The 13,937-nt window shown below is 43.3% G+C and carries 13 protein-coding genes; 5 read left to right on the top strand and 8 right to left on the bottom strand.

The window, feature by feature from the left end; translation table 11 throughout:
- The first annotated feature begins 281 nt into the window (after positions 1 to 281).
- From K6V26_RS07415 to K6V26_RS07425, 3 genes are all read left to right on the top strand, one after another.
- A complete protein-coding gene (locus K6V26_RS07415; RefSeq protein WP_007659224.1) occupies positions 282 to 506 on the top strand; it encodes a hypothetical protein in 225 nt (74 codons plus the stop codon).
- Positions 507 to 633: 127 nt separating this feature from the next.
- Positions 634 to 948 carry a type II toxin-antitoxin system RelE/ParE family toxin gene (locus K6V26_RS07420; protein ID WP_122328281.1) on the top strand — a complete coding sequence of 105 codons (315 nt, stop codon included), beginning with the start codon at positions 634 to 636 and terminating at the stop codon, positions 946 to 948.
- Between the two features lie 5 nt (positions 949 to 953).
- The gene (locus K6V26_RS07425) at positions 954 to 1,262 is read left to right on the top strand and encodes a HigA family addiction module antitoxin (RefSeq protein WP_007659226.1); all 309 of its coding nucleotides are present in this window, start codon (positions 954 to 956) and stop codon (positions 1,260 to 1,262) included.
- A 24-nt stretch (positions 1,263 to 1,286) separates the two neighbouring features.
- On the opposite strand, the gene K6V26_RS07430 is transcribed toward K6V26_RS07425, so the two are convergent.
- Genes K6V26_RS07430 through K6V26_RS07440 form a run of 3 tightly spaced genes read right to left on the bottom strand, consistent with a single transcriptional unit; the run spans position 1,287 to position 5,078 of the window.
- On the bottom strand, positions 1,287 to 2,252 hold the full coding sequence (locus tag K6V26_RS07430) for a GNAT family N-acetyltransferase (RefSeq protein ID WP_262905165.1): 966 nt from the start codon (positions 2,250 to 2,252) through the stop codon (positions 1,287 to 1,289).
- The gene (locus K6V26_RS07435; protein WP_046146892.1) at positions 2,206 to 3,168 is read right to left on the bottom strand and encodes a DUF2156 domain-containing protein; all 963 of its coding nucleotides are present in this window, start codon (positions 3,166 to 3,168) and stop codon (positions 2,206 to 2,208) included. The genes K6V26_RS07430 and K6V26_RS07435 overlap by 47 nt, the downstream gene beginning before the upstream one ends.
- Before the next feature lie 50 nt (positions 3,169 to 3,218).
- Positions 3,219 to 5,078: an SLC13 family permease gene (locus K6V26_RS07440; RefSeq protein WP_224264976.1), complete on the bottom strand. Its 1,860-nt coding sequence runs from the start codon at positions 5,076 to 5,078 to the stop codon at positions 3,219 to 3,221.
- Between the two features lie 198 nt (positions 5,079 to 5,276).
- On the opposite strand from K6V26_RS07440, the gene K6V26_RS07445 reads away from it, so the two are divergent.
- Positions 5,277 to 7,694, top strand: coding sequence for an outer membrane beta-barrel family protein (locus tag K6V26_RS07445; protein ID WP_224264977.1), 2,418 nt, complete (start codon positions 5,277 to 5,279; stop codon positions 7,692 to 7,694).
- Between the two features lie 64 nt (positions 7,695 to 7,758).
- Positions 7,759 to 9,498 (top strand): ATP-binding protein, encoded by a 1,740-nt coding sequence (locus K6V26_RS07450; protein WP_224264978.1) that lies wholly within the window; start codon positions 7,759 to 7,761, stop codon positions 9,496 to 9,498.
- Positions 9,499 to 9,558: 60 nt separating this feature from the next.
- On the opposite strand, the gene K6V26_RS07455 is transcribed toward K6V26_RS07450, so the two are convergent.
- From K6V26_RS07455 to K6V26_RS07475, 5 genes are all read right to left on the bottom strand, one after another.
- Positions 9,559 to 10,104 carry a 7-carboxy-7-deazaguanine synthase QueE gene (locus tag K6V26_RS07455; RefSeq protein ID WP_010803415.1) on the bottom strand — a complete coding sequence of 182 codons (546 nt, stop codon included), beginning with the start codon at positions 10,102 to 10,104 and terminating at the stop codon, positions 9,559 to 9,561.
- Positions 10,091 to 10,423: a 6-carboxytetrahydropterin synthase QueD gene (queD, locus tag K6V26_RS07460; RefSeq protein ID WP_010803414.1), complete on the bottom strand. Its 333-nt coding sequence runs from the start codon at positions 10,421 to 10,423 to the stop codon at positions 10,091 to 10,093. Before queD ends, K6V26_RS07455 begins: the two co-directional genes overlap by 14 nt.
- Positions 10,424 to 10,918: 495 nt before the next feature.
- Positions 10,919 to 12,451: an STN and carboxypeptidase regulatory-like domain-containing protein gene (locus tag K6V26_RS07465; RefSeq protein ID WP_224265817.1), complete on the bottom strand. Its 1,533-nt coding sequence runs from the start codon at positions 12,449 to 12,451 to the stop codon at positions 10,919 to 10,921.
- Positions 12,452 to 12,516: 65 nt separating this feature from the next.
- Entirely contained in the window at positions 12,517 to 13,386 is an 870-nt protein-coding gene (locus K6V26_RS07470) for a FecR family protein (RefSeq protein WP_224264979.1), read from the bottom strand.
- Complete coding sequence (locus K6V26_RS07475) at positions 13,383 to 13,934, bottom strand: RNA polymerase sigma-70 factor (RefSeq protein ID WP_224264980.1); 552 nt, start codon at positions 13,932 to 13,934, stop codon at positions 13,383 to 13,385. Before K6V26_RS07475 ends, K6V26_RS07470 begins: the two co-directional genes overlap by 4 nt.
- Positions 13,935 to 13,937: the final 3 nt, after the last annotated feature.

Genomic DNA, 13,937 nt, shown 5'->3' on the forward strand with positions numbered 1-13,937 from the left:
AAATCCGATGGATATTTGTGAAAAGTTAAGTTTGTACTATAACGTACCGGTGAAACCTGGAGAAACTTTGCTTTTTTTGATGAAGTACAAATGTGTATACCAGCTATTTCTTCTTTGCATTAGGAAATAAAATAATGTCGATGACGATCTGAACATTTTTCATAAAATAAACGCAGGTTGTGCAACTAGGATATCCAATTTGATTATTCTATCTTTGTACAACCTGTTTTATTTATAGATGGGTTGTGTCTTATTGTTGAATTAAAATTTAATAGATAATTATGGATACCCCGAGATACAAAACGATTATCAGCGTATTGAACTCTTCTAATGAAGGATTCGACGAATATATAGAAATGAGTAAAAGAATCAGCCTGTTTGTGGAGACAGACGGGGCGAGTGAGGCTAATGGCATGATGGAGGAAAGCTATGTTGCCCAGTATACCGTACTTCAGGACATACTTTATAAACAGGCGTTGGAAAAGAAAAAGAACGAATCGTGTTGATGCGGTTCGTCAGGATCGACTTGCAGAAAGGAGATATCTTTGAAATAGTTATTGATTAGAAAAAAACATTCACTAAATTAGTGAATAATACTTTTGTTGTATTATCTTTGTAGAAACAAACAGAACTATGACTATAGAATACGAAAAAGATTATTTGAAAGAACTATATGAAAGTGGTAAATGTAAAAACAAGAAATATCGTTTTGATGCTGCTGTCATTAAAAAATATCAAAAACGTATTGATACATTAATGGCTGCTACACGAATTGAGGATTTGTTTGTTTTGAACTCTTTAAATTTTGAAGCTCTTCAAGGATTAAAGGATCATTTTTCTATACGAATAGATTACCATTATCGGTTAGAATTTAAAATTCGTACAGATGCAGCAGAAGTCATATTAACTGTTTGTATAGTAACAGATATAACTAATCATTATCAATAATAGGTATGGATACAATAAAAAGATTACCGACTCATCCGGGGGATGTGTTAAAAGAAGAATTGGAATTCCGTAAGATTTCTCAAAAGAAGTTCTCGGACTTGTTAGGGGTACCTTATACAATGTTGAATGAAATATTGAATGGTAAACGTTCTGTTACCAGTGATTTTGCATTAATGGTAGAAGCTGCTTTAGGTATTAATCCTGAATTACTTATTAATATGCAAACACGTTATAATATGGCTTTAGCCCGTGAAAAGAGCAATCTTTCTGAACGGTTGAAAGAAATACGGACAATTTGTGCATCGTTATTATAGTATAAGCTAAAGTCTGATGCCGGATTAATCCAGCATCAGACTCATATATGATTCCCGGTTCGGGTATCCCATAACGATCCGGGTGAGTGTCTGGATGTCCATATCCTTCAGATTCTGTTCTGTAAACGGACTGTCTTTATGAGTGGACAGCCAATGATGTATCAGGCGCTCGGTGTCGATTACGCGGGCCATTCCGACCGGACGGGTTGCCGGTACGACCGGAGGTGTTTTATAGATAGCTTTATTCACGTTGTTTTGCAAAGTGGCCTCTTGCAGTAAGAGGTTGGCTACCCGGTCGTCATCATAAAAAAACTCTTTTACGTAGACCTGTTTCTTATCTTCGGAAAGTCCGGGTGTATGATCCGGCGGAAGAGTGAAGGCTATCCCTATCGGTTGGTCTTTTTCGTTTAATGCTGTCAGCATTTGTCCGCCATCCAGTTGCAGGTCGCGAAGAATGGTGACAAAGTCATCTTTGGTGTGGAGGACACAACATTGTCTTTCGCGGATTTTACGGTTGAAATAGTCGTACAGTTGATCCAGGGAAGGAACTTCCGGTGGTACAACGGTTATCTGAGGAGCGTAGACCGGTATTTCCGGACGTATATACGTATCCTCGGAGTAGTCGAACGTTTCCGTGTATTCCAGTTCCCGGTAATAGTCGAATAACCAGGGATCGGCAGGAATCAGTGCCGCTACGGCAACCGAACGGTATTTCATTTCATCGAAAGCCTTTTGCATCAGTTGTTTCATCAGGCCTTTTCCACGCATGGAAGGCAGGGTACAAGCTCCGGAAATATAGGCTACGGATATTTCCGTACCATAATAAGTCATGGTATAAGGCAGCATCTGCAAGGCAGATACTACCTGTCCGTCCTTTTCGATGACCAGTGTATTTTCTTCTTTGTATACCCGGTCGAAATAAAGGCGTATGAACTCTTCCGTATCATTGAAGGAGAGACGCCACAGATCGATTATTTGCTGCTTGTTCATCTTGTTTGTTGTTTTGCGTTTTCTTAATCGCGGCATTCTTTTCCAATAGTATGACCGGGTTATAAGAAAGTTTTGCTTGACGCAATCCCGGGATGCCGAGGTCTTCTTCGCGGTTGACGTAGACGAACTCTTCCGGTAGGCGTGAAGCGAATTCCTGATTGATAACAGTGTAAGCGCCTTCATAGTTCACATCCGCCTTTTCCACATGCACGCCGAAGGTGTCGTGATTGATCTGTGCACCGAAGGTGAAAGCTATTACTTTGCCGTCCACCAGCAATGCTCCTCCGAGCAGGCCCAGTTCGTCGTAATGGTTGAGCGCGTAAGTCATCGAAATACGTTCGAAGTTCAGGTCTTCCGCATCATCTTCCGTCTCATTGGCTTTGTACCATTTACATTCCAGCTTTAAGCATTGCGGAATCAGTTCCGGAGTGATGGGGGCGTATTCGTATTCATATCTTTTCTTGAAATTATTGATATGGTTACGCTTGGATTGGAACTTCTTGCCTTTCAGCAATGCCAGGTCTTCACGCAGATAGATATAATCGAAATAATCGCGTTCGGGGATATAGAAAAATCCGCCGGGCAGCGCTTCCTCCAGGATGTCTTTGGCATCCGGTGTGACGCCTAGCATACAGAGTGGGTGTCCGTGTTCCAGTGAATCGGCTTCGAGTAACTCCAACGCGTGTTTCAGGTCTCCTTTTCCGGCAGGTGTCATATAGACCAACCGGCTTTTATCTTCTATCCAGAAACGGATCAGCAGAAAACCGTCGACAACGGCAAATTCCGTGTCGTACAGGAAACGCCAGCTACAGATATTGGCAAACGAGTAATCGCAATTGCGATAATTGTGAGGATAGATAAATGACGTAATAAGTTCTTTATCCTCTATTGTAATTGGTTTAAAAGGAATCTTCATACTTTTCTTTTTGTCGTACAAATATAAAACTAATAAATGTCCGTTAATGTTTAAAACGGAAATAATAAAGGCAGCACAAATATCATAATAATTCCCATAATAATTTGCAGCGGGAGCCCGACTTTTACGTAATCCATGAAAGTATATTTACCGGCCGACATCACAAGCGCATTGGGCGGTGTGGAGAACGGCGAGGCAAAACACATGCTGGCACCTACCGTAACGGCAAGCAGGAACGGGTAGGGGTTTACACCGATGGATATGGCAGACTGTAATGCGATGGGGGCTACGAGTACGGCTGTTGCCGTATTACTGATAAACATCGTCAGCAACGAAGTCGTGAAATAGATCCCTGCCATCAGGACCAACGGACCGTAATTGCCCAGTCCTCCGACAAGTCTTTCGGAAATAAGCGATGATGCTCCTGTTTTCTCCAATGCCAGCGACATCGGCAGCATGGCGGCTATCAGGACGATACTTTCCCAGTTGATTGTCTTGTAGGCATCTTCCACATTCCGGAAGCATCCGGTCAGTACCATCAGTATGGCGGCTATCAATACGGCAGCGACCGGAGGGATAGGGATAAAGTCGAATACCATGGCGGCGATCATCAGGACCATGATACCGGCTGCAACGGGGGCTTTATAATCGAGTGTCACTTTGGAGGCCTCTTCGACAGGCTGGCCGAGTACTACCCATTGTGACTGCTTCTTGCTCATACGGGCAATATCGTCCCAGGTTCCTTGTATCAGCAGGATATCGCCGGCATGCATCTTTATATCTTTCACATCGGAAAGGATATATTCGTTTCCGCGTTCTATTCCCAGAATGTTTACGGAGTATTTATCACGGAAGCCGGAGTCTTTAACGGCTCTGTTGATCAGTTTGGAGTCGGGCATCAAGAGGACTTCGGCAATACCGATTTCGCGAACGCTCAGTTTCTCGTTATCTCCGGTAAATTCCGAAACTTTCGATTCCGTCAGGTCCAGCCGGTTCTCTTTTACGAATTTGTCTATATTATGGTAGTCTCCGAATACATATAATATATCTTCTTCCTGAATTTCCGTTTCGGGGCCTGCCAGTTTCTGGTCGACTGTCTTCATGAAGCGGCTTTGTGAGGAAGACTTGCGCCGTATTTCCAGAATGGTGAGGTTGTAGAGGCTGGTGATATTTAATTCATGCAGTTTCTTATTCTTTACCAATGAGTCTTTGTGAACACGTACACGGTACAGGTTATCGGAAAGGCTGTATTTTTTTGACAGTTCCTGGGGTGAACGTCCGGTAGATGTATCATTCTTTTTGGTATCTTCTTTCTTTGACAGAAACCATTTGCTGAGTGGGATCAGAACAATGAGGCCTACCGTTATACAGACTATACCGATCGGGGTGAACGAGAAAAAAGAGAGAGCATTGTATCCGGCATTGGAAAGAGCTTCCTGCACCACAAGGTTAGGAGGCGTACCGATCAGGGTGGCCATGCCTCCCATACTACTTGCAAATGCAAGCGGCATAAGGAAACGGCTCGGACTGATGTTGGCATTGACTGCCATACTGACAACAATAGGGAGCATCAGCGCGACTGTCCCGGTGTTGCTGACGAATGCGCCGATAAAAGCTGTCACCAGCATGATTAATATGAATAGCTTGATTTCGCTTGTACCTGCCAGATGAAGTATTTTACTGCCGATCATTTTTGCCAGTCCGGTTTTGAAGATAGCTCCGCCTACGACAAACAAACCGACCATCATGATGACAACGGAATTGGAGAAACCGGAAAGCGCTTCCTCCGGTGTGAGGATATTAAACACCATTAACAAGACCAGTGCACAAAGTGCAACAAGGTCTGAACGTATTTTTCCATTGACAAAAAAGACTGCCGACAGGGCCAGAATAATAAGAGTTGTTATCATAAAATGTACTTAAAATGGTTTTTACTGAAACGAATTCCTCCAGTATAGTTAACTGAAAAAGACCCCCATATGTTTACCCGATACTTCAATTTTTATGCAAAAATAGTAGAAAACGGAATACAACCTACATAAATAATTGCATGGCAGTAATGAATATACTATCTTCGCGAAATTGTTAACAACGACTGATGTAAAGAAATGAAGAAGTGTTTTTGTCTCATTGTGGCCTTATTGTGTTTTAGTCTGTCTGTAACTGCCGCTCCGTTAACCCGTATCAAAGGGAAAATTGTGGATGCCGGAACAAATGAGCCTTTGGATTTTGCAGACGTTCTCCTTTTTAAAAAGGGAGATGATAATCCTGTGTTTCATGCTTTGCCCGATATGGACGGAAGTTTTGGAATTGCAGATGTGAAGAACGGGGAATACAGCCTGGTGATCCGGTTGGTCGGCTACGATTTGTTTACCCGGCAGAATATTGTGCTCGCATCATCGTCGGAAATAGTCGACTTGGGTACGATTCCTATGAAACCGCTTGAAGTCGGGCTTGCCGAGGTGGAAGTCGTGGCGCAAAAGAAACAGGTCATCTATAAACTGGACAAGAAGGTGATCGAGGCCTCTTCGAATATGCTGGCAAGCGGAGGAACGGCTGTCGACATTCTGGAGAATACGCCGTCTATCCGCGTGGATGCCGAGGGCGAAGTATCTTTCCGTGGAAGTACGGGGTTTATGGTATATGTAGACGGTAAGCCGAGCGTGTTCAGTGGGACACAGGCTCTGGAACAGATCCCTTCCGGCCATATTGAAAATATCGAGATCATAACGACTCCTTCCGCTCGCCATGATACAGGGGGCGATGTCGGAATCATCAATATCATTACAAAGAAGCACGCACAGCATGGATTCAGCGGAATGGTCAACCTGACTGGTAGCACATTTTTGTCGAGAGGGGTGGATTTCCTGCTGACGCAACAGAACAAATCATCCCGCTGGTATTTTGGCGGAGGCTGGACCGACCGTTTGCGGAAAAGTGATTTTGACCAGGAAAAGACTACGATCGTTGCCGATACCGCAACGACATCCCATTCGAACGGTCCTCGTGAAAGTAATAATTTCAACTATTCCCTGAAAGCCGGCTGGATGTATACATTACCTCATACGACGTTCAATGTTGATCTGGAAGGTGGTTATGGCGGTCGTACCCGTACCGGCGACCTGGATTATACGGAGGAACGGGTGGTCGGCAGCCAGCCTTTTGCCAATGGCGATTATTATAGTCGCGACGATTATGACCTGCATGAAACTTATTTTCAGGGGAGTGTCGGTTTCGACCATAAGTTTAATGATAAGGGGCATCAGCTGACCGGTAGTTTTTATCTGAAATATGGGGGGAATGCCATGGAGTATTTCCAGAGCGACTTGTTTAATAAAAAGAATGAGCGCGAACAAGGGCACCGTGCCTGGGAGGACGAACATCGCTGGACGGTTCGTGGTAATATGGATTATATCTATCCGTATAGCAAGACCGGCCATATTGAAGCGGGTTACCAGTATTTCTCTTACCTGGAGGATGGCGATTACAGCATGCAGTTCTGGAGTCCTGAAAAGCAGGAGTTTTATTGGCGGGATGATATCTACAATACTTTCTATTTCCAGCACGGGATCAATTCGATCTATGCGATTGTCGGCGACAGCTATAAATCGTTCGATTTCCAGGCTGGTGTAAGAGGGGAGCATACGCATCGTGTGCTTCGCAGTTCCATTCCCGGTAAAGACCGTGAATATAATAAGTTTGAGTTTTTCCCTTCGGTACATCTGGGATATACGTTCCCGAAAGATCATAAGCTGATGGCTTCCTATTCACGACGTATCACACGGCCGGAACTTTTTTTTATGGAACCTTATATTACCTATCGCGATTATTATTCGGCAGAAATCGGTAATCCGGATATCCGTTCGGAATATATCAACTCTTTCGAACTTAATTATAAGAAGAATATCGGTGAGCATACGGTTTCCGCTACGGTTTTCCATCGTAGCCGGAAAGATAAGATCGAGCGTTTGCGCGTTCCTTATGAAGCGGGTGTGACGTTGGACTCGATGGCGAATGTCGGTCACGATTATTCGACCGGACTGGAGTTGAGTGGCCAGGTTCAGCTTACCCGTTGGTGGAATGTGAACCTGAATGGTAGCCTGTATCATTACAAAGTAAAGAACCAGTACAAACTGAACGGAACGAACGAGAAGAGCACGAATTACGATATTATCTGGAATAATGCCTTCGACCTGGGCAAATCAACCCGTATCCAGTTGGACGGTAATTTTGTCGGCCCTTCCGTGACTACGCAGGGACGGACCGATGCTTTCTGGTATGTGAACCTGGCTCTCCGGCAGCAATTGATGAACCGCAAATTGTCTGCTACGCTGGCTTTCCGCGATGTCTTCAATTCGGCCCGTTATGTCAGCAAGATCACCACATCCGACCTGCAATCCATCACCCGGATCCGTCCGAACTATCCGCTTATCACGTTGACGTTAAGCTATACCTTTAATAACTTTAAAGTAAAGAGTTCACAGAAACGGGAAGATCATGATTTGTTTGAAGGAACAAATCATTAGCACCATAGGTACACAGCTTAAAATATATTGACTATATTTGCTTCAACAATAAAAAGACAGGATTATGGCAGCGAAAAATATACCTTATGGAGTTACCGATTTTAGGTTGATTAGAGCGAATAATTATTACTATGTGGATAAGACGAGCTATATAGCTTTAGTGGAGAATGCAGCAAGATTCTTTTTTCTTATACGCCCTCGTCGTTTCGGTAAATCTTTATTTGTAAATATGCTTTCCTGGTATTATGATATAAACCGGAAAGATTCATTTGAAGAACTTTTCGGAGATTTATATATAGGTAAGCATCCAACAGAAGAACAAGGCAAATATCTGATTCTTTCATTTAACTTCTCGGCTGTTAATCCTGATCCTGACAAATTGATGGAATCGTTTGAATGGCACTGCCATTTACGTTTTATGGAATTTGCCAATGCTTATGCTTCCTCTTTTGAATCAGGTTTTGCAGAAGAAATAAAAAATGCTCCGTCAGCCACAGCTAAATTTTCATATATTATATCGAAAGCGAAAGAATTGGAACTACCCATTTATCTGATGATTGATGAATATGATAATTTCAGTAATGCTATTCTTGCCAATGCTGGAACTACTCACTATAAGACATTGACTCATGGTGCGGGTTTTTTCCGTTTCTTTTTCAATTTGATAAAAGAGGGGGCGACAGGAGATGGACCGATCAAGCGGATGTTCATTACAGGAGTTTCGCCGGTTACGATGGATGATGTGACGAGTGGGTTTAACATTGGAACCAATATGAGTTGTGATGCTCGCTTCAATAATATTATCGGTTTTAGTGAGCAGGAATTAAAACAAATGCTTTTTTATTATAAAAATGCAGGTGATATTCCGGATAGCATTGATGATTTAATCGCAATGATGAAACCATGGTACGATAATTACTGTTTCTCAACGGATTCTTTGGATGAACCAATGTATAATTCAGATATGGTGCTTTACTTTCTGAATAATTATTTGCCTCATCAGAAAGCTCCTTCTAATATGATCGATAACAATATCCGTACCGATTATAATAAACTCCGGCATCTGATTCGATTGGATAAAACGTTTGGTTTGAATGCTTCTATTATCCAGGAAATTATTGCTAACGGCAGCATCGTAGCTGAGATTAAAACTGCATTTCCGGCAGAAGATCTGGCTAAGCCGGATAACTTTAAAAGTTTACTTTATTATTACGGTTTACTGTCTATCAGTGGAGTGAAACGTGGCGATACGGTGCTGAGTATCCCTAATTTGACAGTACGTGAACAGTTGTATGGCTATTTGATTGAAGCATATCGCGAAGCCGGAATGTTCGAATTGGATTTGAGTAATCTGAATAATCTGGTAAAAGAGATGGCTTACGATGGAGTCTGGGAACCTGCTTTCCGTTATTTCGCATCTGAGCTGGAACGTCAAAGCGCTATTCGTGAGTTTATAGAAGGAGAAGCACATATAAAAGGCTTCTTGTTAGCTTATCTCGGACTTACCCGTGCATTTATTATTTTCCCGGAACATGAATCCAATAAAGGTTATGCAGACTTTTATATGATGCCTGACCTGCTTCACCAGCCGGAAATAGCATTCAGTTATATTGTTGAAGTAAAGTATGCCCGCCGGGATGCTTCCAATGCGGAAATAGCTACTTTAAAAATGGAAGCATCCGAACAACTTCGTCGTTATGCTGGCGATCCTAAAGTGCAGCAAACGAAAGGAAATACTCAACTTCGTTTGATTACCCTTGTATTTAAAGGTTGGGAATTGGATGTGTGTGAACTGACTGAGTAAAAGTAAAAACTCTCAAAATATAAATGCCCCAGTTAAGGGGCATTTATATTTTGAGAGTTTTTACGCTATATCAATCAGCTTATGTGTCTGTAAACTGAGTTGCCATTCCGGGTGTTGGAGGATATAGTTGACTATCTCCATCGTGTTCCGGCAGGAGCAGGGTTGGAGGAAGTGGTATTTGGCTGGCAGTTTGATGTAGGATGACAGATCCTGTCCCAGATAAACAACCTTGACTTCATCCATATGGTCAATTTTGAGCGGTGCCCCTTCTTTGGGCGAACAAGTCACCCAGTCGATGCCTTTGGGTAACGGGCGTGTACCGTTTGTTTCTATACATATATATTTACCCGCTTTGTGAAGCATGTCGATAAATGCTTCGTCGATCCATAAAGCAGGTTCCCCACCGGTCAGTATGACCATGTCTGACGGATAAGCGGAGATTGCCTCCAATATCTCTTCGTCCGACATCAATGTACCTTCTTCGTGTTCGGTATCGCAAAACGAACATTTCAGGTTGCATCCGGAAAAGCGGATGAAAACAGCGGCTCTGCCGGTATAAAAGCCTTCCCCTTGCAGGCTGTAGAAAATTTGATTAATCTTTCTCATAGATCGCAGTGTTTGATTCTGACTCTTTAACTTCAACTTTATAACAATTAGGTAACTGGTCGCATATCCAGCGGGCCATATTCTCGGCCGTCGGATTGAAAGGCAGGACCTCGTTCAGATTCTGATGGTCCAACTTGTTTTTTATTGATTCTTTGATGTGACTGAAGTCGATGACCATGCCATCGGCATTCAATTCTTTCGAGCGACAGTAAACAGTGATGATCCAGTTGTGACCGTGCAAGTTCTCACATTTGCTGGAATAGGAGAGACGCAGGCTATGTGCTGCGGAGATCTCCATCCTTTTAATTACAGTGTACATGCTTAATTATGCAATTTAAGACGTTTATATATCGTATCTAATGTCACCTCGATACGGGTGCAAAAATACATAAAATCCCCATGCCGTTAACTATACCTTATTATAGGATTTATTAAAAAAAGATTTATATTTTTGCATGTGTTAGAAAGTTGAATTTTTTCGTTTAGGAATGCTAAAAACGATATACAGGGAGAATAAGCAGCTGGTGGATTTTATTACTGCTTATGAATCAAGAAGAACCGTGTCTGTCTTCGTGACAAACCGATAATTAAACGGTGAAGTCCAATTGTTAAAAAATAGAAGAAGCTGCAAATAAGTTTCGATAATTTTAAAAATGTGTTTTATAATATCTTTTTTTATTTGTTCAGTAACATAAAATCCCGCATCTTTGCATGCAGATAACCTAAACAATCTTTTTGCCTTAAAGACTAATACCTATTAAAAACCTATAAAGAGGGCCTTTGAGAAAAGGCCCTCTTTATGATTTTTAACCACTTAGTAACCTGTTTCTTCTATTTTTGACGATATTTTACCAATCGCTTCATTCAGTTTTTCTTCCGGAGGAATCACATTGAAGTTACCCCAGAAGCCTTCATCATAATTAAATTTTGTTTCAGAGAACACTGTCCGGGTCGATAATGTTTCTTTCCGGCCAAAACGGCTGACATTGAAAGTATCTGTTTTGCATGTCACCATCTCGAACCATACATGAAGGGGAGAACTGCCGAACAGTTGTTTTTTCTTTTTTACTTTGAAATGAAGGTCTCCTCTTACATGACTGATGTGATAAGCACCGTTCCAGGGTTTATAGGAAACGGTGTAGATAACCTTTTGCGGGATTATTTTCAGGTTACGACTTTTCTTTTCAACCAGCATGCCGGCTGCATTTTTTACATATTTAGGGTGTATTTCGAATTCGGCCCGCAACAGCGCACTGTTTTCCGAATCGATATACAGGTTTCCTTTCAGGAGAGGACTGTTGATGAAATCACGTTGTTCGAAAGAGATCACGTTTGCCATCCGGTCGTCTATTACCGTGATGTCGGAATGGGCATAGACATAGGGATAATTCACATCGCTTTCCGGCAGCAGGAAGTCGGGTGCATCCTTCATGATATCAAGCTGTATGCTGGCATTGATTCCTGACTTCATTTTTGCGATGATCGTATCTTTTTCCTGATTGTTGGTGATACGGCGCATCTTCAACAGCTTAACCTGGTCAGTGACCGGACGGTTGGTGTACGCACTTTTGTATATTTTAAAAACTGCTTCCGTCAGGCTGACGAATTTGTTTTTCCGTTCGATGCCTTCCCGGTAGAAAGTAGTCTGGTAGACCGGTTCCTGGGAATAGTTCAGGCTTTTGTGTTCCTGCATTTCCCGTAACAGGCGCAAAGGATTCACGATACGGATAACCACTTCCTGTATGGGAATCACTTTCGGTTCCAGTGTCAGCATACTGTAACGTTCTGCCAACAGTGAACTTTCTATTGCATAAGGCAGGTAGCCGATATGCGAGAAGTTGATCTGCGACTGGCGCAGGCTGTCAGGCAAACGCAGCCTGAACTCGCCACCCTGGTTGGTGACATTGCCGATGGAGCCATCATCGCTGACGCTGACTGTGGCAAACGGTATCGGTTCGTTGGTATATTTGTCCCGCAGAATGCCTTCGAGGGTAAAATACGGAACTGTATCCGGAAGGACTGGTTGCAGTGCCTCCTTTACGGGTAGCGGTTTTACCGGGCGGGAGATCAGGATATGATTGCCGATCACGCGGAGACCCAGGTCACGGTTACCGATAATATGGTAGATGGCCTCTTTTATAGTGTATTTGCCTCCCGGTATTTTTACTACCTGTTCGTTGTCAATGATTTTACTGTCGTAAATGAACAGGTAGCCGGAACGTTCGGAAACCTTTCCAAGTAACTGGTAAACAGTCTCCTTGCTTCGCGGAATTTGAATAAGGCGTTCGAGCACATCTTTATCACCCTTATCATCTGCCTGCAAAGGGGGAGCTGTCATCAGCAGCATCCCGATGAGGATCAATAATAGACGATATGTAGCGCTCAGTTTCACCTTGTATCCTTTTTATCCCGTTAGTTCTCATGCAAAGTAATCACATTTTTGTCACGTGTACATTTCAGGTTCAGGGCAAAGCAGATTAACTCTGCCATTGATTCCGGCGAATTGTCGGAGAAGGTAACGGTGAGTTGCCTGTCCTCGAGTTCCGGTGTTGTCTGAAAACGGATATCTTCCGTATTGAGGTTGATAATGCGGAGGATATCGGCCAGCCTTTCATCCTTGAAACGTATTTGCCGGACATAGGTTGCAAATTGTCCGTGGTCTTTTGTTTCGCTTACTTCCAGCTTTCGTGAAGAGAGGGTGACGGTTTCACCTGCCTTTACGTAAACATCTTGTCCGTTCTGCTTCAGCGTCACCTTCACCATTCCCCTTTGTACGGACAGTTCAAACGGTTGGGTATTGTCGCTCTTTACATTGAACGCCGTACCCAGCACCTCGATACGTGTATCTTCGGTTTCGATAAGGAAAGGACGCTGGCGGTTGCCTGCAATGTCGAAAAGAGCGTTTCCCTGTAAGGAGATCTCTCTCTTGTCCGCCTGAAAATGTTCCGGGTAATGGATGGCGGCGTTGCCTGCCAGATAGACGATAGAACCGTCTTCAAGCGTGGTGGCAAGGGTCGTTGTTTCCATGTTCTGCCGGGTAAGCAGGTTGCGGTCGGTTTCCTTATTTGTTTGATTAAAATAAATTGTAGACAGATAAATGCAGAATACTAGCATTGCTGCTGTTGCCGAAATAATTTTCCAGAGTGGAGGACGGCGCATGTCTCCATAAGGAATGATACTGTTTTTCTCCTTATGGTCCAATAAACCATCCTTTTCCAGGCGTTGGTAGACATTCTCCCATGCCCGGTCCGTTTTTCTGTTGTCCCTTTCTTTACGAGTCATACTGTTTGTGTATAATTCTCAATTTCTTTCCTGAGTGTTTGAAGTGCCTTGGTCATTTCAGCTTCCACTGTTTTGACGGACAGAGAGAGGGCGGAGGCTATCTCCGCGTATTTCTTACCTTTGAAACGCTGCATCCGGAAGATGCGTAAACGGCGTTCGGGCAGCTTATTGAGAGTCCTGTTTATCAGAGCTTCCAGTTCTTTGTATTCGAGTTGGTCCTGCGGGTCGGCCGGCTTGCTTTCCTGATTACCTGACAATACGTTTTCCCGGTAACGGTTGCGCACCTCCTGATGTTCGCAGTATTGGAGAGACTGGTTGCGCACGGCCCCGTACAAATAACTTTTCAGGGAACGGAACACTTGCAGTTTCTCCTTTTCTTTCCAGAATACGTAGAATAACTCTTGCACGATCTCTTCGGCGACGTCCATGCTGCCGGTGATACCGGCGGCGTAGAGGCAAAGAGGGGAGTAGTAGAGCCGGAAGATACCTTCGAAAGCTTTGACGTCCCCCTCTTTAATCTTTGTTAGTACGAATAAATCGTTCAGCATGCC

Source organism: Parabacteroides goldsteinii (assembly GCF_020091425.1).
In the GTDB taxonomy this organism is placed as follows: domain Bacteria; phylum Bacteroidota; class Bacteroidia; order Bacteroidales; family Tannerellaceae; genus Parabacteroides; species Parabacteroides goldsteinii.

What these genes read in the sequence shown, in the direction of transcription:
- K6V26_RS07440 (WP_224264976.1), bottom strand. Translation starts at nt 5,078, where the DNA reads ATGATAACAACTCTTATTATTCTGGCCCTGTCGGCAGTCTTTTTTGTC.
- K6V26_RS07425 (WP_007659226.1), top strand. Translation starts at nt 954, where the DNA reads ATGGATACAATAAAAAGATTACCGACTCATCCGGGGGATGTGTTAAAA.
- K6V26_RS07435 (WP_046146892.1), bottom strand. Translation starts at nt 3,168, where the DNA reads ATGAAGATTCCTTTTAAACCAATTACAATAGAGGATAAAGAACTTATT.
- K6V26_RS07455 (WP_010803415.1), bottom strand. Translation starts at nt 10,104, where the DNA reads ATGAGAAAGATTAATCAAATTTTCTACAGCCTGCAAGGGGAAGGCTTT.
- K6V26_RS07475 (WP_224264980.1), bottom strand. Translation starts at nt 13,934, where the DNA reads ATGCTGAACGATTTATTCGTACTAACAAAGATTAAAGAGGGGGACGTC.
- K6V26_RS07465 (WP_224265817.1), bottom strand. Translation starts at nt 12,451, where the DNA reads ATGCTGCTGATGACAGCTCCCCCTTTGCAGGCAGATGATAAGGGTGAT.
- K6V26_RS07415 (WP_007659224.1), top strand. Translation starts at nt 282, where the DNA reads ATGGATACCCCGAGATACAAAACGATTATCAGCGTATTGAACTCTTCT.
- K6V26_RS07430 (WP_262905165.1), bottom strand. Translation starts at nt 2,252, where the DNA reads ATGAACAAGCAGCAAATAATCGATCTGTGGCGTCTCTCCTTCAATGAT.
- queD (WP_010803414.1), bottom strand. Translation starts at nt 10,423, where the DNA reads ATGTACACTGTAATTAAAAGGATGGAGATCTCCGCAGCACATAGCCTG.
- K6V26_RS07450 (WP_224264978.1), top strand. Translation starts at nt 7,759, where the DNA reads ATGGCAGCGAAAAATATACCTTATGGAGTTACCGATTTTAGGTTGATT.
- K6V26_RS07420 (WP_122328281.1), top strand. Translation starts at nt 634, where the DNA reads ATGACTATAGAATACGAAAAAGATTATTTGAAAGAACTATATGAAAGT.
- K6V26_RS07470 (WP_224264979.1), bottom strand. Translation starts at nt 13,386, where the DNA reads ATGACTCGTAAAGAAAGGGACAACAGAAAAACGGACCGGGCATGGGAG.
- K6V26_RS07445 (WP_224264977.1), top strand. Translation starts at nt 5,277, where the DNA reads ATGAAGAAGTGTTTTTGTCTCATTGTGGCCTTATTGTGTTTTAGTCTG.